Here is a 17,876-nt window from a genome sequence, read left to right on the forward strand (position 1 = left end):
CGTACTCACTTCAGCCTGCTGGAGGCGAGGATGGACACGAGGTGCAGCAGGGTCTGGAGCAGCGCGATGCCGGCCATCACGGCGACGCCGAGCCGGGAGAAGAACAGGTCGCCGCGCATCTGGTCCACGATCGCGAGGACCAGGATCAGCAGGGACGCCTCGATGCCGAGGATCAGCCGGTGGAACTTGAACGCGGCGGCGGCCCGGCGGGCCAGTGCCATGCCGGAGGAGCGCATCTCGGCGGCCGCCTCCTGGACCGGCGGCTTCCCGGTCTGGTGGCGGGCGACACCGACCAGGTCGGTCTCGGCCTTGATCAGGATCGCGCCGAGGGCGGCCAGCGTGCCGAGGAAGGCCCACAGCCAGTCGATACGGCCGCTGCCGAACAGGTCGGCGGCGCGCAGACCGAAGCCGACGAGCACGGCCGCGTCGGTCAGGTACGCGCCCACGCGGTCCAGGTACACGCCGTTGAGCGAGTACTGCTTCTTCCAGCGCGCGATCTCGCCGTCGACGCAGTCGAGCAGCAGATACATCTGGACGCACACCACACCGAGCACGGCTCCCGGGATCCCCGGCACCAGGAGGGCCGGGGCCGCCAGGACACCGAAGACGGTCATCAGGTACGTGAGCTGGTTGGGCGTGACCCTGGTGTTCACCAGGTAGCGGTCCACCCGCAGGGACACCTCACGCATGTAGAGGCGTCCCATCCAGTGCTCACCGCTGCGCCGGTCCTTGACCCCTGCGGGGTGGACGACCGGACGGAGTTCAGCTACCGATGGCCTTGACATAGTCGGCGTAGATGTCCTTGATCTGGTCGGTCTTGAGGTCGAGGTGTTCGAGGATGGTGTAGCGGCCGGGGCGGGTCTGCGGGGCGAACTCCACGGCGCGCACGAACTCCGCGGGCGTGAAGCCGATCTCCTCCGGCAGTACCGGAAGTCCGTGCCGGCGCAGTACCTCGGCCATGTACGCCGATTCCTCGTGGGCTCCGCGCAGGTACATCGCGAAGGCCGCGCCCAGGCCGCACTGCTCGCCGTGGGCGGCGGCGCGCTTGGGGTAGAGCAGGTCGAACGCGTGGTTGATCTCGTGGCACGAGCCGGACGCGGGCCGTGAGTCACCCGAGATCGACATCGCGACACCGGTGAGGACGAGTGCCTCGGCGAGCACCTGGAGGAAGTTGTTGTCGCCGACCCCGCCGGGATGCCGGAGCACGGCCTCGCCGGCCTGGCGGGCCATGGCGGCCGCGAGTCCGTCGATCTTCTCGCCCTTGACGCGGCTCGCGAGCTCCCAGTCGGCGATCGCGTTGATGTTGGAGATCGCGTCACCGATACCCGCGCGCACGAAGCGCACCGGGGCCTCACGGATGACGTCCAGGTCGATGACGGCCGCTATCGGGTTGGGCACACCGTAGGAGCCGCGGCCCGCGTCGTTGTCGAGGGTCGCGACGGGCGAGCACAGGCCGTCGTGCGCGAGGTTGGTCGGTACGGCGACCAGGGGCAGGCCGATGCGCGCCGCGGCGAACTTGGCGCAGTCGATGATCTTGCCGCCCCCGAGTCCGACGACCGCGTCGTAGTGGCCGGCCTTCATCTCACCGGCCAGCCGGATCGCGTCGTCGAGGGTGCCGCCGCCGACCTCGTACCAGGTGGCGCCGGGCAGGGCGGGAGCGAGCCGTTCCTTCAGCTTGGCGCCGGAGCCGTTGCTGACGGCGACGGCCAGCTTGCCGGAGTGCGAGATGCGTTCGTCGGCGAGCACACCGGCCAGGTCGTCGAGGGCACCCGGGCGGATGTCCACGACGACCGGTGAGGGGATCAGCCTGGTCAATAGCGGCACGCGATCTCCCGTCCACGGGCGAGGTCGTCGTGGTTGTCGATCTCCACCCACGGGACGTCGCCGATCGGCGCGACGTCGATACGGAAGCCGCGGTTCACGAGCTCCTGGTAGCCGTGCTCGTAGAACTGCTGGGGATCGGTCTCCCAGACGGCCTTCAGGGCGTCGGCCAGTTCGGGGGCGGCGGCGCCCTCGATGAGGGTGACACCGATGTACTCGCCGGTGGCCTCGGCCGGGTCCATCAGCTTGGTGATCTTCGTCATGCCCTTCTCGGGGTCGACGACGACCTTCATCTCCTCGTCGGCGAGGGACTTCACGGTGTCCAGGGCGAGGATGATCCGCTTGCCCTCGCCGCGGGCGGCGAGCAGCGTCTTCTCGACGGAGACCGGGTGCACGGTGTCGCCGTTGGCGAGGATCACGCCGTCCTTGAGGGCGTCACGGCCGCACCACAGGGAGTAGGCGTTGTTCCACTCCTCGGCCTTGTCGTTGTCGATGAGGGTGAGCTTGAGGCCGTACTTCTGCTCCAGGGCCGCCTTGCGCTCGTACACGGCTTCCTTGCGGTAGCCGACGATGACCGCGACCTCGGTCAGACCGATCTCGGCGAAGTTGCCGAGGGTGAGGTCCAGGACCGTGGGTTCGCCCTCTATGCCCGCGGGGCCCACCGGCACCAGAGCCTTGGGAAGGCTGTCGGTGTAGGGGCGCAGACGGCGTCCGGCGCCGGCCGCCAGCACGAGGCCGATCATGCGGGTTCTCCTTCATCGTGTACGGCGGGCGCCCCAGCGGACACCCAGAAGCGGATGCTCTCGACGAGCACCAGCAGGGCCACGGCCACGGCCAGGACCGTGAGCGCGAGCGTGAACTGCGAGGCGGTGAGCGCCGCGGCCAGAACGGCAACGAGGAGCGTCCGCCCCTCCTGCCCCCCGACGGCACGCACCAGCCAGGCCGGGGGCGCTCCGGCGTTGCCGCGGATGCGGTACACCGTGTCGTAGTGATGGTAGGCGACGGCGGCCACCAGGCCGAAAGCCGCAGGAAGGGCCCCGTTCACGTCCGCTTCGGCCGAGAGCAGCAGGACGATGCCGTACTCCGCGGCGCGGAAGAAGGGCGGGACCAGCCAGTCGAGGGAGCCCTTGAGGGGGCGGGCCACGGCCAGGGCCGAGGTGACCGCGTAGATCACGGCTCCGACCACTGTCAGCGGTCCGCCGAAGCCGGGCTGCCAGGCGAGACCGACGAGAACGAGACCGCCGAGCAGGGCCAGAGCAGGGGCGGCGAAACCGGGCAGGCGGCGCGCGGGAGCCTTGAAGAGCCCCGCGATGGCCTGCGCGAGCGGGCCTGAGTCCGTGAGGTCCGCCAGCGCCTGCGCCGCCCGGTCCGTCCGCCGCGCCTTGCGGGTCAGCGACCGCAGCACCCGGCCCGCCGTCGTGTATGTCGCCGCGAAGGCGCACCCGACGAGAAGGGCGTAGAAGGTGATCCGCGGAGTCGTGACCGCGGTGAGCACCGCGATCATCGCCCAGCGCTCCCCGATGGGCAGGACGATCATCCGCCGGACCCACACCGTCCAGCCGACGCTGTCGAGCTTGTCCGAAAGGGCCGCCGTGGGGCTGGTGTTGGCGGTCGCGTCGTGGTTCGCCTCGTTGAAGGAGAAGTCGACGACGTGCCGGCAGGTCTGCAGGATCATCGCGCCGAGCGCCAGGGCCCAGACGTCGTCGCCGCCACGGGCCGCGCCGAGGGCGAGGCCGGCGTAGTAGGCGTACTCCTTGGCGCGGTCGAAGGTGGCGTCGAGCCAGGCGCCGAGGGTGGAGTACTGCAGGGAGTAACGGGCGAGCTGGCCGTCGGTGCAGTCCAGGACGAAGGACGCGATGAGCAGAACTCCCGCGGCGACGAAGCCGCCCCGGGTGCCGGTGGCCGCGCAGGCCGCCGCGATGAGGGCGGTGAGCAGGGAGGCCGTGGTGACCTGGTTCGGGGTCAGGCCGCGACGGGCGCACCAGCGAGCGAGGTAGCGGGAGTAGGGGCTGATGAAGTGGGTGGTGAAGAACCCGTCGCGGGACTTCACGGCGGACTTCAGGCGTACGGCCTCGTCGTCGACGTCCGCGACGGCCTGCCGTGCCTCGTTGCGGGCCTGCGGGTCGGCGGGGACGGTGGCGACCAGGCTGCCGAGCTCGGGGCGGTACACCTCGGCGCCGTCGTCGGCCAGCGCGGTGACGATGCGGTCGGGAAGGCTGTCCACGGCGACTGCCGTGCCGCCGCCCGCGGAGTTCTCGCGGGCCACGGCGCGGGTGAGGGTCGTGCGGCCGTCGGGTTGTGCGGTGACGGCGCCGGGCAGCGCGGCGAGGGGGAAGCGGGGGTCGGTCAGGCCCAGGCGCAGCGCGTGTACGTGGCCGACGAACCGGGCATCGACGAGGGCGACGCGCTGGTCGCAGGGGGCTTCGGCGATCAGCCGCTCGGCGTCGGCGGCGTCCGCGGCGACCTGCACGTCGAAGCCGAGGGACCGCAGATCACCCTCGATCGACGATCCGGGGACCGGCTGACCGGTGAGGATGGCGGTCGACAACCGAACTCACTCCCTGGGTGCCGACGCGCGGGCGCCGGTCATGTGCACGATGGGGGCGCCCCTTGGCTGGACCAGGCGGGCGGCATGTCGGCAGAGGCTATCGGATGCCAAGAAGGCCGCGTTCACCGCCCGTTCACGGGCCGATCAACACTGTCTCCCCCGGCCTTTGCCGCGATCATCATCGGTGATGTGGGCCCCCGCCCACAAACCGCGCTCCACAGAGCGGACATCCGGGACATCGCGGGGGTCCGGGTGCCTCGGCATAGGGTGGGCGACCATGACGTGGCTGATCACCGGCGGTGCCGGGTACATAGGGGCGCATGTGGCGAGGGCCATGACGGGGGCCGGGGAGCGGGTGCTCGTCCTGGACGACCTGTCGGCGGGGGTGCCCGCGCGGCTGCCCGCCGACGTGCCGCTGGTGCGGGGCTCCTCGCTGGACGGCGGCCTGCTGAAGCGGGTGCTGGCCGAGCACGCGGTGACGGGTGTGGTGCATCTCGCGGCGCGCAAGCAGGTCGCCGAGTCGGTGGCGCAGCCGACCCGCTACTACCAGGAGAACGTCGGCGGTCTCGCGACCCTCCTGGAGGCGGTCGCGGAGGCCGGGATCGAGCGCTTCCTCTTCTCCTCCTCGGCGGCGGTCTACGGCAATCCCGCGGCTGAACTGATCACGGAGGAGACGCCGTGCGCCCCCGTGAACCCCTACGGCGAGACGAAGCTCGCCGGGGAGTGGCTGGTGCGGGCGGCCGGGCAGGCACACGGGATCTCCACGGTCTGCCTGCGTTATTTCAACGTCGCCGGGGCCGCGGCGCCGGAGCTCGCGGACACCGGTGTCTTCAACATCGTGCCCATGGTCTTCGACCGCCTCACCCGCGACGAGGCGCCGCGGATCTTCGGCGACGACTATCCGACGCCGGACGGCACCTGCGTCCGTGACTACATCCATGTGTCCGATCTCGCCGAGGCGCATCTCGCGGCGGCCCGGCGGCTGTCGGAAGGCGGACGGAGCGGTGACCTGACGGTCAACATCGGTCGTGGCGAGGGCGTCTCCGTACGCGAGATGGTCACGGTGATCGGCGAGGTGACCGGAGACCGACGGCCCGCGGTCGTGGAGCCCCGGCGCCCCGGGGACGCGCCCGTGTCGGTGGCCTCGGCCGCGCTGGCCGCCGAGACGCTCGGGTGGAGCGCGCGGCGAGGGGTGCGCGAGATGATCGAGTCCGCCTGGCACGGATGGCTGCTGCACCACCACTGAGGTCCTGACCTGCGGTTCGTTTCCGCAGGTCAGGCATATGACAACGGTGTTCAGTGCCGCGTTGCCGGATACCCCCAGGGCGTAGTTCACTGTGATCCCGGACGGGTGTTCCGGATCGACGCGCAGGAGGCGGCTTCCATGGGGGCAGGGCACGATCACGGGCACGCGCACTCGCATGCGCCGACCGGCGGTACGGCGACGGCGGCGTACGTCGGCAGGCTGCGGGTGGCGCTGTCGATCACGCTCACCGTCATGGTGGTCGAGATCGTCGGCGGCATCGTCGCGGACTCCCTCGCCCTGGTCGCGGACGCGGCACACATGGCGACGGACGCGCTGGGTCTCGGCATGGCCCTCCTCGCGATCCACTTCGCGAACCGCCCCGCGACCGGCAACCGCACCTTCGGGTACGCCCGCGCCGAGATCCTCGCCGCCCTCGCGAACTGTCTGCTGCTGCTCGGGGTCGGCGGCTACGTGTTGTACGAGGCGATCCAGCGGTTCGTCACGCCGGCCGACACCGAGGGCGGGCTGACCATCGTGTTCGGTGCGATCGGCCTGGTCGCGAACATGATCTCGCTGACGCTGCTGATGCGCGGTCAGAAGGAGAGCCTGAACGTGCGCGGGGCCTTCCTGGAGGTCGCGGCAGACGCGCTGGGCTCGCTCGCGGTACTGATCGCGGCGACGGTGATCCTGACCACGGGCTGGCAGGCCGCCGACCCGATCGCCTCGCTCGTCATCGGCCTGATGATCGTGCCGCGCACCGTCAAGCTGCTGCGCGAGACCCTCGACGTCCTGCTGGAGTCGGCACCCAAGGACGTCGACATGACGGAGGTGCGGATGCACATCCTGGCCCTGGACGGCGTGGAGGACGTCCACGACCTGCACGCCTGGACGATCACCTCGGGGATGCCGGTGCTGTCCGCGCACGTGGTTGTGCGCTCCGACGTGCTCAGCGCGATCGGCCACGAGAAGATGCTGCACGAGCTCCAGAACTGTCTCGGCGACCACTTCGACGTGGAGCACTGCACCTTCCAGCTGGAACCGAGCGGGCACGCGGAACACGAGGCACGGCTGTGCCACTGACGGGTGTACCAGTGACACACGTGTACGGTGCATGAAACGCCCGTTCTGACGGAATGCAGCGATCCGGCGCACCTTCGCGTCCTCCACCGCACAGCACCGCCCCGAGCGGTTCCCCGCCCGCCGCGCCGGGCACGATCAACTGCCGGGAGTGCCCGATCCGTGCGGCACACTTGGGGCGCGAAGACCGATGTGAAGGATGGGTATGCCGACCACACCTGCCACCACGACGCACACTCCGTCGAACGGCGCCGCGAACGCGATCCTGCTGGAACTGGTCGACGAGCACGGTGTGACGATCGGCACCGCGGAGAAGCTCGCCGCCCACCAGCCCCCGGGACAACTGCACCGTGCTTTCTCGGTGTTCCTCTTCGACGAGCGCGGTCGGCTGCTCCTCCAGCAGCGCGCGCTGGGCAAGTACCACTCCCCCGGCGTGTGGTCCAACACCTGCTGCGGCCACCCCTACCCGGGCGAGGCGCCCTTCGCGGCGGCGGCCCGGCGGACGTACGAGGAGCTGGGTGTCTCCCCGTCGCTGCTCGCCGAGGCGGGCACGGTGCGCTACAACCACCCGGACCCGGACTCGGGCCTGGTCGAGCAGGAGTACAACCACCTCTTCGTCGGCATGGTGCAGTCCTCGCTCGCACCGGACCCGGAGGAGGTCGCCACGACCGCCTTCGTGACCCCGGACGAGCTGGCGGAGCGGCACGCGAAGGACGTTTTCTCGGCGTGGTTCATGACGGTGCTGGACGCGGCCCGTCCCGCGGTCAGGGAGCTGACGGGCCCGTCCGCCGGCTGGTGAGCGACTCTCCGGCGCTCAGGGCACGCGCACGGCCATGAGCGGCAGGGCGGCCCAGATCACCTTGCCGCCACTGGCCGTGTGCTCGACGTCGCAGACTCCGCCCGCCTCCCGGGTGATCTCGCGGACCAGGAGCAGTCCCCGGCCTCCCTCGCCGCTGTGGTCGGTCTCCAGGGCGGTCGGCCGGTAGGGGTGGTTGTCCTCCACGGACACCCGCACCCACTCCGCGCCGACGGCCACCTCCACGGCGAGCATCGGCGAGAGCAGGGCCGCGTGCCGAACGGCGTTCGTGACGAGCTCGGACACGATCAGCAGGAGGCCCTGGACGAGATCGTCCGAGACGGGCACGCCCTGGCGGTACAGCAGGTCCCGTACGGCGTGTCGCGCCTGCGGGACCGACGCGTCGACGGCGGGGGCGGTGAACCGCCACACGCCCTCGTACGGCAGCGGGTCCGGTGCGCCCGGGTCGAGGGAGTCCGGTCCGAGGGGATCCGGGCCGAGGGGATCCTGTTCGAGAGGGTCCGGTTCGAGGGGGTCTTCTCCGCTGTCCGTTGGGCGAGGGCCGGACCCACGCCCATGGTCGTCCATTCTTCGGTCGCCACCCTTGCGCTCGATTGTCACCACACGTCGAGTGTTGGCAGCATGTCACCCCGGCCCGCCGTACTGAACAGAAGTCAGCGCATATCGAGTGGCTCTGACCGTTTCCGCTCGGAACTACTCAAGATGTGTCGGTTTCGCGGCCGCCTCCTGCCGCTCGGTGACCATGCCGACGACCTTGCGTCCCCCGAAGCCGGTGGCGACGAGGCCGAGGCCGTCGAAGAGCAGGGCGAGCGAGAAGAAGCAGCCGATCACGTACTTGCTGCTGCTCGGCCAGGACGCCAGTACCAGGATGCCGAGCAGCAGGTCGAAGGCGCCCTGCACGAGCGTCCAGCCGAACTGCGGTCCGCGCACCACCAGGCTGCCGGCCAGCCGGAACACCCCGCCGGTCAGGAAGAGCAGCGCGGCGAACATGGTCAGTGCCGCTGCCGCCGCCTCCGGTCGCCCGATGACGACCACGCCGGCCGCGATGTTCAGGGCGGCGACCACGGCACCGAGCCAGAAGAAGTTGGAGTCCCGGGCCTGGACCGCGTGCAGGAGTCCGACCTCCCCCAGTCTCGACTTCGCTCGACCGGGCGGTGCCCCCATCGCCGATCAGCAGGAGCCAGCCGAAGAGGATCATCGAGGTGAGCGTGGCCACCCCGGTGTAGATCAGCCCGACGAGTCCGGCGATCACCAGGATCACGCCCAGCACCGCCAGCCAGCCGAAACCGCGGCTCAGCTTGGCCGCTTCGGGGTTCTCCGCCTTGTGCACTGTCATGCGGGCCCTCCTCGCGCTGCGGGCCCCTTCTTGATCGTACGGTCGGGGCGTGGGGCTAGCATCCGACGCATGGAGCTCCCGGAGCCGCAGCTGCTGCACACCGTCACCGACTCGGTCGCTACCGTCGTAGTGCACCATCCGGCCAAGCGCAATGCCATGACGGCCGCGATGTGGCGGGCGCTGCCGCCGCTCCTTGAGACGCTGGCCGCCGATCCGGGCGTCCGGGCGCTCGTGCTGACCGGTCAGGGCGGGACGTTCTGTGCGGGCGCGGACATCTCCACGCTGCGTGAATCGCCCGAGGAGGCGCAGGGGCTCGCGGTGCGTGCCGAGGAGGCCCTCGCCGCGTTTCCGAAGCCGACGCTGGCGGCGGTCCGGGGGCACTGTGTGGGCGGCGGTTCGCAGCTCGCCGCGGCGTGCGATCTGCGGTTCGCCGAGGAGGGCGCGCTGTTCGGGGTGACGCCGTCGAAGCTCGGAATCGTGTATCCGGCGTCCTCCACCCGGCGACTGGTGTCGCTGGTCGGTCCCGCCACCGCCAAGTACCTGTTGTTCTCCGGTGAGTTGATCGACGCGGAGCGGGCGTTGCGTACGGGCCTGGTCGACGAGGTGCTGCCTTCGGGTGAACTGGCCAAGCGGGTCAGGGAGTTCACGCGAATCCTGGCATCCCGTTCGCAGCTCACGCAGGCCGCGGCGAAGGAGTTCGCGAACGGCCGCACGGACCGGGACGCGTACTGGAGCCGTGAGGCGCGGGGCAGCGGCGACACCGCGGAGGGGGTCGCCGCGTTCCTCGAGCGCAGGGCACCGCGCTTCACCTGGACTACGTCAGGATGAAGCGGCTCTTGGAGCGGAACTCCTCGACGAGGTGCGCGGGCGCCTTCTGGGGCGAACCGGCGTCGTAGGGCGGTTGTGGGTCGTACTCGGTCAACAGCTGTACGGCCTGGGCGTGTTCGTCGCCCGCGATCCTGCCGAGCAGCGTGAGCCCCATGTCGATGCCGGCGGAGACACCCGCCCCGGTGACGTACTTCCCGTCGAACACGACCCGCTCCCCCGTGGGTTCGACGCCGAACTGCTCCAGGAAGTCCAGGGCCAGCCAGTGGGAGGTCGCGCGGCGGCCCCGGAGCAGACCCGCGGCCGCCAGCAGCAGGGAGCCGGTGCACACGGACGTGGTCCAGGTACTGGTGGCGTCGGCGGCGCGCAGCCAGTCGAGCAGCACCGTGTTCTCCATCTGCGGGGTCTGCCCGGGACCGCCCGGCACGATCACGATGTCCGGGTTCGGCACCTCGGCGAACGTCCGGTCGGCGGTGAGGGCGAGCCTGCCTGTGTCGGTGCGCACGGGGCCGGTCTCCTCCGCGACGAACACGACCTCGGAGTCCGGCAGGCGCCCGAGGGTCTCGTACGGTCCTACGGCGTCCAGGGCGGTGAAGCGGTCGAAGAGGACGATGGCGATCTGCACAGGGAGTCCTTTCAGCGGGCCGGGGTCGGGTGGAAGCGGCGGCGGTACTCGGAGGGGGCCGTGCCGAGGGCCTTGACGAAGGCGCGGCGCATGCCCTCGGGGGTGCCGTAGCCGCTGGCGCGGGAGATCTCCTCGATGCCGTCGGAGGTGTCCTCCAGGAGGCGGCGGGCGTGTTCCAGCCGGACCCGGTCGACGTACCGGCCCGGTGTCATGCCGGTCTCGGTCTGGAAGGCGCGGGCGAAGTGGCGGGGCGAGAGGCGGGCCCGGGCGGCGAGGCTCTCGACGCTGAGGTCGTCGGCGGGGTGCTCGGTGATCCTCCCCCACTGCCTTAAGGGCGTGGGAGGTGCCCCCAGCTGGACCTCGCGCAAGGGCTCGCGCTGGGCGGTCTGGGCGGCGAGCTGGGCGCTGAACTGTGCCTGGTTGCCGGGCCGGCGCAGGAAGACGACCAGGTGGCGGGCGATGGCGAGGGCGGCGTCCCGGCCCAGGTCCTCCTCGACCAGGGCGAGCGCGAGGTCGATCCCCGAGGTGACGCCGGCGGACGTGGACACGTGTCCGTCGCGCACATAGATCGGGTCCGGGTCCACCTCCACGGCCGGGTGGTCACGGGCGAGCTTGTCGCAGTACGCCCAGTGCGTGGTGACGCGGCGGCCGTCCAGGAGCCCCGCCTCGGCGAGCCGGATGGCGCCGGTGCACACCGAGACCAGGCGCTCGGCCCGCGGCCCGTGCTCGCGCAGCCAGTCGGCGATGCGGGCGTCGGGGCGCCGGGTGCCCTGGCCACCGGGCACGAGGAGGGTGTGCGGGGCATCCGCCCGCGCGAGGGCTTCGTCCGGTACGACGGTCAGGCCGCTGGAGGTGCGTACGGGAGCGCCGTCGAGCGAGGCCGTACGGATGCGGTAGGTGCCCGGGGTGAGCTGCTCGGCCCCGGCGAAGACCTCCAGTGGGCCGGTGACGTCGAGGCTCTGCACGCCGTCGAAGAGGACGAAGAGAACGGTTCGCTGGGCCATGCCCTTGATTCTTGGGGCGGTGAGCGATGGCGGCAATGACGAGTTCCCCACCTTTTCTGCCATGCCCAGCACACCTGTCGAACGGATACCAAGCGGTCGGTAACCTGCTCGTCATGACCACTGCCGCCCTGGAACCACGTGCCGGACGCCGCTGTCACAACCCGCTCAACTCCCTGCACGCGGCGCACTACTTCTCTCCCGACCTGGACAAGGAGCTGGCCGCGATCGGCGTCACCCATCCGCGGGCCGTCAACTTCGCGGTGCGGGCCGCCGCGCTGGGTCCGGTCGGTCCGGGGGCGGTCACGGCGGCGTTCTACAACTACAAGCACGAGCTGGTCGCCGAGCACGTGCCGGCCGTGTGGCGGACCGCCACGCCCGAACAGGTCCTGGCGGCACGCGCGCGTGCCGTCGACTCGACCCTGCGCCGCCTGCTCGGCGACGAGACCGTGGCGTCGGAGGGGATGGCCGAGGCCGCGCGGCTCGCGCTGCGGGCCACGGAAGCCTGTTCGCGCGCCGCCCGCCCGTTGTACTCCGCGCACGCCGATCTGCCGGTGCCCCTGGAGCCCCACCTGGCGTTCTGGCACGCCGCGACGCTGCTGCGCGAGCACCGGGGCGACGGACATCTCGCCGCCCTGATGTCCGCGGAGCTGGACGGTCTGGAGGCCCTGGTGACCCACACCGCGACGGGCCGGGGCATGACACCGTCATGGGTGTTCACCACCCGCGGGTGGACCCGCCAGGAGTGGGACGCGGCCTCCGGCCGGCTCCGGGAGCGCGGACTGCTGGACGCCGACGGTGAGCTGACCGAGCGGGGTGTCGCCCTGCGGGAGGAGATCGAGGCGGAGACAGACCGCCTGGACCGGGCCCCGTACGAGCACCTCGGGGCCGAGGGCGTACGACGGCTGACAGAGCTCGCGGTGGGGTTCGCGCGGGCCGCGTTGACCGCGGGGGCCTATCCCGCGGACCTGATCGGCAAGCACTGAAACACGGGGCGACGAAGATTGCCCGGCCGTCTTGGAGGTACCCGTTCCTTTCCCGGTCGTCGCGGCCGGGAGAGGAAAGGGGATACACATGTTCCGCGCGATCGCAGACGTCCTGCGCCAGATCGGTGGCGCCATCGCCACCGTGGTGACCCTGCCCTTCCGGGCAGTGGCCCGGCTCTTCGGCGGTGCGTCCAGCTCCACGAGGAGCAGCAGGGCCTGATGACCACGGCCTGATGACCGCGCCCTGATCCCCCACTGTCGGTGCCGCCTGCCACAATTGCCGCGCAACCTCAGTGAGAAGGCGGTACGGGATCGTGACGACACCCGGGCCCAGCGGGTCCACCAGCGCAGGGTCGATCGAAAGCAGGATCGCCGAGGAACTCGGCGTACGGGAGCGGCAGGTGAAGGCTGCCGTGGAGCTGCTGGACGGCGGTTCCACGGTTCCCTTCATCGCCCGCTACCGCAAGGAAGCGACCGAGATGCTCGACGACGCGCAGCTGCGCACGCTCGAGGAGCGGTTGCGGTATCTGCGGGAGCTGGAGGAGCGGCGGACGGCGATCCTCGACTCGGTGCGCGAGCAGGGCAAGCTCACCGAGGAGCTCGAGGCGCGGATCCGCGGCGCGGAGACCAAGGCGCGCCTGGAGGACATCTACCTGCCGTTCAAGCCGAAGCGGCGCACCAAGGCGCAGATCGCCCGCGAGGCAGGTCTGGAGCCGCTCGCCGAGGGCCTGCTCGGGGACCCGGGTGTCGCGCCGCTCGCCGCGGCCGCCGCGTTCGTCGACGCCGACAAGGGCGTCCCGGACGCGCAGGCCGCGCTGGACGGTGCCCGGGCGATCCTGACCGAGCGCTTCTCGGAGGACGCCGACCTGATCGGCGAGCTGCGCGAGCGCATGTGGGTGCGCGGGCGGCTGGTCGCCAAGGTGCGGGACGGCAAGGAGGAGGCGGGCGCCAAGTTCGCCGACTACTTCGACTTCGCCGAGCCCTTCACGAATCTGCCCTCGCACCGCATCCTGGCGATGCTGCGCGGCGAGAAGGAGGAGGTCCTCGACCTCGTCCTGGAACCCGAGGAGCCGTCCGAGCAGCCCGGTCCATCCTCCTACGAGGGGATCGTGGCCGGGAAGTTCGGCATCGCCGACCGCGGCCGCCCCGGCGACAAGTGGCTGGTGGACACGGTCCGCTGGGCCTGGCGGACCCGCATCCTCGTGCACCTCGGCATCGACCTCAGGCTGCGGCTGCGGACGGCCGCCGAGGACGAGGCGGTCAACGTGTTCGCGGCCAACCTCCGCGACCTGCTGCTCGCCGCTCCGGCCGGCACACGCGCGACGCTGGGCCTGGACCCCGGGTTCCGGACGGGCGTGAAGGTCGCCGTGGTCGACGCGACCGGCAAGGTCGTCGCCACCGACGTCATCCACCCGCACGTCCCCGCCAACCGGTGGGACGAGGCGATCGCCAAGCTGGCCCGGCTGGCCAGGGAGCACGCGGTCGAGCTGATCGCCATCGGCAATGGCACGGCGTCCCGCGAGACCGACAAGCTCGCCGGTGAACTCATCGCCAAGCACCCGGAGCTGAAGCTCACCAAGGTGATGGTGTCCGAGGCGGGCGCCTCCGTGTACTCGGCGTCCGCGTTCGCCTCGCAGGAACTGCCGGACATGGACGTGTCACTGCGCGGCGCGGTGTCCATCGCGCGCCGGCTCCAGGACCCGCTGGCCGAGCTCGTGAAGATCGACCCGAAGTCGATCGGCGTCGGCCAGTACCAGCACGACCTGTCCGAGGTGAAGCTGTCGCGCTCCCTGGACGCGGTGGTGGAGGACTGTGTGAACGGCGTGGGCGTCGACGTCAACACGGCGTCCGCCCCGCTGCTCGCCCGGGTCTCCGGGATCACCTCCGGGCTGGCCGAGAACATCGTGTCCCACCGGGACGCCAACGGCCCCTTCAAGGCCCGCACCGAACTGAAGAAGGTGGCCCGCCTGGGCCCCAAGGCGTACGAGCAGTGCGCGGGCTTCCTGCGGATCCGCGGCGGCCACGACCCGCTGGACTCCTCCAGCGTCCACCCCGAGGCGTATCCGGTGGTGCGGCGGATGGTGAAGACCGCGGGACAGGACGTCGCCTCCCTCGTCGGCAACACGGCGACGCTGCGTTCGCTTCGGCCGCAGGACTTCGTGGACGAGACCTTCGGCCTGCCCACGGTGACGGACATCCTCAAGGAGCTGGAGAAGCCGGGGCGCGACCCTCGGCCCGCCTTCAAGACGGCGACCTTCAAGGAGGGCGTCGAGAAGATCTCCGACCTCGTCTCCGGGATGGTGCTGGAGGGGGTCGTGACGAACGTGGCGGCGTTCGGGGCGTTCATCGACGTCGGTGTCCACCAGGACGGTCTGGCGCATGTTTCCGCGCTGTCGAAGACGTTCGTCAAGGATCCGCGCGATGTGGTGAAGCCCGGCGACATCGTCAAGGTGAAGGTGCTGGAGGTCGATATTCCGCGGAAGCGGATCTCGTTGACGCTGCGGCTCGACGACGAAGCGGCGGCGAAGCCTTCCGGTGGGGAGCGTCGTCAGCCGCAGCGGGGTGGGCGGCCGCCTCAGCAGCGGCAGCAACGGCAGGCGGCGCCTGCTCCGGCCAACGGTGCGATGGCTGACGCGTTGCGCAAGGCGGGGCTGCTCAATCCGAAGAACGGCAAGCGCTGACTCAGGTCGTGGGGAACTGCGGGCCCGTTGTGGCTGGGCGCGCAGTTCCCCGCCCCCCTTCAGGGCGCTTCCGTCACCTTGCCCGATGAGACCTCCAAGCGACGGTTCACCCTCACCGCGTCCAGCATCCTGCGGTCGTGCGTGACCAATAGCAGCGTGCCTTCGTAGGCGTCGAGGGCGGACTCCAGCTGTTCGATGGCCGGCAGGTCCAGGTGGTTGGTCGGTTCGTCCAGGACCAGGAGGTTGACTCCCCTGCCCTGCAGCAGTGCCAGGGCCGCCCTCGTCCGCTCCCCCGGGGACAGCGTCGCCGCCGAGCGCGTGACGTGGTCGGACTTGAGACCGAACTTGGCCAGGAGGGTGCGGACCTCCGCCGGTTCCGTGTCGGGGACCGCCGCACAGAAGGCCTCCAGCAGGGACTCCTCGCCGTGGAAGAGCTTGCGGGCCTGGTCGACCTCGCCGATCAGGACGCCGGAGCCCAGGGAGGACTGGCCGGAGGTCAGCGGCACCCGGCCCAGCAGGGCGCCGAGCAGGGTGGACTTTCCGGCCCCGTTCGCGCCCGTGACCGCCACCCGGTCCGCCCAGTCGATCTGGAGGGACACCGGGCCGAGGACGAAGTCGCCCTGGCGTACCTCGGCGTCCCGCAGCGTCGCCACGACCGCGCCCGAGCGGGGGGCCGAGGCGATCTCCATGCGCAGTTCCCACTCCTTGCGCGGCTCCTCGACGACATCGAGGCGTTCGATCATGCGCTGGGTCTGGCGGGCCTTGGCGGCCTGCTTCTCGCTGGCCTCGCTGCGGAACTTGCGGCCGATCTTGTCGTTGTCGTTGCTCGCCTTGCGGCGCGCGTTCTTCACGCCCTTGTCCATCCACGAGCGCTGCATCTGCGCCCGGTCCTGGAGGGCGGACCGCTTGTCGGCGAACTCCTCGTAGTCGTCCCGGGCGTGCCGGCGGGCCACCTCGCGCTCCTCCAGGTAGGCCTCGTAACCGCCGCCGTAGAGGGTGATCCGCTGCTGGGCCAGGTCGAGTTCGAGGACCTTGGTGACCGTGCGGGTGAGGAACTCGCGGTCGTGGCTGACCACCACCGTGCCGGCACGCAGGCCCTTCACGAACCGCTCCAGGCGCTCCAGGCCGTCCAGGTCGAGGTCGTTGGTCGGCTCGTCGAGGAGGAAGACGTCGTAGCGGGAGAGCAGCAGGGAGGCGAGGCCCGCGCGGGCCGCCTGGCCGCCCGACAGGGAGGTCATCGGCAGGTCCAGGTCGACCGCGAGTCCCAGGGAGTCGGTGACCTCCTCGGCCCGTTCGTCGAGGTCGGCGCCGCCGAGGTCGAGCCAGCGCTCCAGGCTGGTGGCGTACGCGTCGTCGGCGCCCGGGGCCCCGTCGACCAGGGCCTGGGTCGCCTCGTCCATCACCCGCTGGGCCTCGGCGACACCGGTGCGGCGGGCGAGGAACTCACGCACGGTCTCCCCCGGGCGCCGCTCCGGCTCCTGCGGGAGGTGCCCGACCGTGGCCGTCGGCGGGGAGAGCCTGAGCTCCCCCTCCTCCGGCGCGAGCAGCCCCGCGAGCATCCTGAGCAGCGTGGACTTGCCCGCGCCGTTGGCCCCGACCAGGCCGATCACATCTCCGGGCGCGACGACGAGGTCGAGCCCGCTGAACAGGGAACGGTCGCCGTGGCCGGCGGCGAGGTTCTTGGCGACGAGGGTGGCAGTCATCAGACCGTCGATCCTAACGGCGGCGGCGGTTTCCCGACGCCCCGTTTCTCACCGGGCCATCGCCTCCACCAGGACACTTCCCGAGGTCCGCGCCACCACGAACGATTCTCCCTTCACCGCCTTGGCGTCCAGGGCGATCCGGTGCCGGCCCGCTTCCAGGACGCCGTCGAAGACCTCCTGGGCGTGGGTGCGATACAGACGGTCGAGGCGGTACGCCGTCAGGCGCACCCGGCACGGTGAGGTGACCTCGACAGCCGCCTCGCCGGCGGCGGCGACCAGCCGGGTCAGCCGGCGCTGTGCGACGGGGCTGCGGTCGAGGGCGTGCTCTATCTGGGCCACGAGCAGCGGGACGATCGGGGCGAGACCGTCGACATAGGCCACGTCGACGCCCGCGCGTTCGAAGGAGCGGCGTACGGCGGCACGTTCCTCCTCGGCGACCGCGTGGCCGAAGGCGACGGCGCCGTAGCCGCGCAGTTCGTCGGCGTGGACGGCTCCCACCTCGTGGGTGATGTCGGCGCCGATGCCGATGGTGCGCAGGGCGGCGGCGAGTTTGGCGAGGACGGCGACGCGGGCGCCGATGAGCAGGACCCGGCGTCGGGCTCCCTCGGAGCCGTTGCCGCCCCGGAGCAGGGAGTCGAGCGCCGCGCGGTACTCGGCGCCCCGGAAACGGAACGGTCCGATGCCGTGGTAGCCGCTGAGCCGGAGGTCCACGTCCTCGGCGCTCTGCCAGGCGAAGTCCTTCCAGATGACGTCGTCGCCGTCCCGCTCGATGACGGCGGTGACGGCTCCGCAGGCGAGGTCCTCGCACTCGGGACAGCCGTAGATGACGTGACGACCGTTCGGAAGCGGGGCGTCCGTCTCGCCCAGGAGGCTGCGGACCTGGGCGGTGAAGATCGCGGGTGGCACGTCGGAGGCGAGGGGGGAGACGGCGTCGAGGTCGGAGAGCTGGAAGAGGAGGGGGCGGCCGTCGACGATGAAGTCCACGAAGTCCCGGTGTACCTGGAAGTCACCGTTGGCGAGGACTCCACCGGCACGCATCGCCGGTGCCAGGCCGAAGGTCGCGTAGGCGGCAGACATGGGGTGAGTATTCCCGGCTTTGGGCCGGTCTGAGCACGGCATGGGTCATTCCGCTCACGCCGGGCGGCGCGGTCGTCCGACGTGCACCTCGGCGGGTACGGGGAGTTGGCGGCGCGGCCCGGCGTCAGCGGCG

The 17,876-nt window shown here is 71.1% G+C and carries 16 protein-coding genes and 1 pseudogene; 7 read left to right on the top strand and 10 right to left on the bottom strand.

The genetic code is table 11. From position 1 onward, the window contains the following. Positions 1–5: 5 nt before the first annotated feature. The 4 genes from ACZ39I_RS10365 to ACZ39I_RS10380 are packed head-to-tail and all read right to left on the bottom strand — an operon-like array spanning position 6 to position 4,369. Positions 6–785, bottom strand: a complete 780-nt coding sequence (locus ACZ39I_RS10365) for a CDP-alcohol phosphatidyltransferase family protein (RefSeq protein WP_352380721.1) — start codon at positions 783–785, stop codon at positions 6–8. Beyond that, positions 763–1,824 carry an iron-containing alcohol dehydrogenase family protein gene (locus ACZ39I_RS10370; protein ID WP_467244042.1) on the bottom strand — a complete coding sequence of 354 codons (1,062 nt, stop codon included), beginning with the start codon at positions 1,822–1,824 and terminating at the stop codon, positions 763–765. The genes ACZ39I_RS10365 and ACZ39I_RS10370 overlap by 23 nt, the downstream gene beginning before the upstream one ends. Beyond that, on the bottom strand, positions 1,812–2,564 hold the full coding sequence (locus ACZ39I_RS10375) for a phosphocholine cytidylyltransferase family protein (RefSeq protein ID WP_467244043.1): 753 nt from the start codon (positions 2,562–2,564) through the stop codon (positions 1,812–1,814). Before ACZ39I_RS10375 ends, ACZ39I_RS10370 begins: the two co-directional genes overlap by 13 nt. Continuing rightward, positions 2,561–4,369, bottom strand: coding sequence for a DUF5941 domain-containing protein (locus ACZ39I_RS10380; RefSeq protein WP_467244045.1), 1,809 nt, complete (start codon positions 4,367–4,369; stop codon positions 2,561–2,563). The genes ACZ39I_RS10375 and ACZ39I_RS10380 overlap by 4 nt, the downstream gene beginning before the upstream one ends. Before the next feature lie 277 nt (positions 4,370–4,646). Here ACZ39I_RS10380 and galE point away from each other — a divergent pair, with 277 nt between their 5' ends. The 3 genes from galE to idi all read left to right on the top strand — a co-directional run bounded on the left by galE (position 4,647) and on the right by idi (position 7,491). Continuing rightward, complete coding sequence (galE, locus tag ACZ39I_RS10385; RefSeq protein WP_467244046.1) at positions 4,647–5,615, top strand: UDP-glucose 4-epimerase GalE; 969 nt, start codon at positions 4,647–4,649, stop codon at positions 5,613–5,615. A gap of 138 nt (positions 5,616–5,753) precedes the next feature. Next, a complete protein-coding gene (locus tag ACZ39I_RS10390; RefSeq protein ID WP_467244047.1) occupies positions 5,754–6,695 on the top strand; it encodes a cation diffusion facilitator family transporter in 942 nt (313 codons plus the stop codon). A 202-nt stretch (positions 6,696–6,897) separates the two neighbouring features. Further along, positions 6,898–7,491 (top strand): isopentenyl-diphosphate Delta-isomerase, encoded by a 594-nt coding sequence (idi, locus tag ACZ39I_RS10395; protein ID WP_352380732.1) that lies wholly within the window; start codon positions 6,898–6,900, stop codon positions 7,489–7,491. A gap of 15 nt (positions 7,492–7,506) precedes the next feature. Here idi and ACZ39I_RS10400 read toward each other — a convergent pair whose 3' ends face one another. Together ACZ39I_RS10400 and ACZ39I_RS10405 are read right to left on the bottom strand one after the other, a co-directional pair. Beyond that, positions 7,507–8,076: an ATP-binding protein gene (locus tag ACZ39I_RS10400; protein ID WP_467244371.1), complete on the bottom strand. Its 570-nt coding sequence runs from the start codon at positions 8,074–8,076 to the stop codon at positions 7,507–7,509. 126 nt (positions 8,077–8,202) lie between these two features. Continuing rightward, positions 8,203–8,845: pseudogene (locus ACZ39I_RS10405) on the bottom strand (HdeD family acid-resistance protein). 69 nt (positions 8,846–8,914) lie between these two features. On the opposite strand from ACZ39I_RS10405, the gene ACZ39I_RS10410 reads away from it, so the two are divergent. Continuing rightward, positions 8,915–9,673, top strand: coding sequence for an enoyl-CoA hydratase/isomerase family protein (locus tag ACZ39I_RS10410; protein ID WP_467244048.1), 759 nt, complete (start codon positions 8,915–8,917; stop codon positions 9,671–9,673). Here ACZ39I_RS10410 and ACZ39I_RS10415 read toward each other — a convergent pair. Both ACZ39I_RS10415 and ACZ39I_RS10420 read right to left on the bottom strand, forming a co-directional pair. Continuing rightward, positions 9,660–10,295 (bottom strand): DJ-1/PfpI family protein, encoded by a 636-nt coding sequence (locus ACZ39I_RS10415; RefSeq protein ID WP_467244050.1) that lies wholly within the window; start codon positions 10,293–10,295, stop codon positions 9,660–9,662. The two genes, ACZ39I_RS10410 and ACZ39I_RS10415, sit on opposite strands and share 14 nt — an antisense overlap. Positions 10,296–10,306: 11 nt before the next feature. Further along, positions 10,307–11,299 (bottom strand): GlxA family transcriptional regulator, encoded by a 993-nt coding sequence (locus tag ACZ39I_RS10420; protein ID WP_467244051.1) that lies wholly within the window; start codon positions 11,297–11,299, stop codon positions 10,307–10,309. A 113-nt stretch (positions 11,300–11,412) separates the two neighbouring features. On the opposite strand from ACZ39I_RS10420, the gene ACZ39I_RS10425 reads away from it, so the two are divergent. From ACZ39I_RS10425 to ACZ39I_RS10435, 3 genes are all read left to right on the top strand, one after another. Continuing rightward, positions 11,413–12,282: an SCO6745 family protein gene (locus ACZ39I_RS10425; RefSeq protein ID WP_467244053.1), complete on the top strand. Its 870-nt coding sequence runs from the start codon at positions 11,413–11,415 to the stop codon at positions 12,280–12,282. An 88-nt stretch (positions 12,283–12,370) separates the two neighbouring features. Continuing rightward, positions 12,371–12,502, top strand: a complete 132-nt coding sequence (locus tag ACZ39I_RS10430; protein ID WP_467244054.1) for an LPFR motif small protein — start codon at positions 12,371–12,373, stop codon at positions 12,500–12,502. A gap of 94 nt (positions 12,503–12,596) precedes the next feature. After that, on the top strand, positions 12,597–14,963 hold the full coding sequence (locus tag ACZ39I_RS10435; RefSeq protein WP_467244056.1) for a Tex family protein: 2,367 nt from the start codon (positions 12,597–12,599) through the stop codon (positions 14,961–14,963). Positions 14,964–15,022: 59 nt separating this feature from the next. Here ACZ39I_RS10435 and abc-f read toward each other — a convergent pair whose 3' ends face one another. After that, on the bottom strand, positions 15,023–16,666 hold the full coding sequence (gene abc-f, locus ACZ39I_RS10440; protein WP_467244058.1) for a ribosomal protection-like ABC-F family protein: 1,644 nt from the start codon (positions 16,664–16,666) through the stop codon (positions 15,023–15,025). 48 nt (positions 16,667–16,714) lie between these two features. Then, positions 16,715–17,743, bottom strand: coding sequence for an oxidoreductase (locus ACZ39I_RS10445; protein ID WP_467244060.1), 1,029 nt, complete (start codon positions 17,741–17,743; stop codon positions 16,715–16,717). Positions 17,744–17,876: the final 133 nt, after the last annotated feature.

This window comes from Streptomyces sp. NPDC024687 (assembly GCF_055559055.1).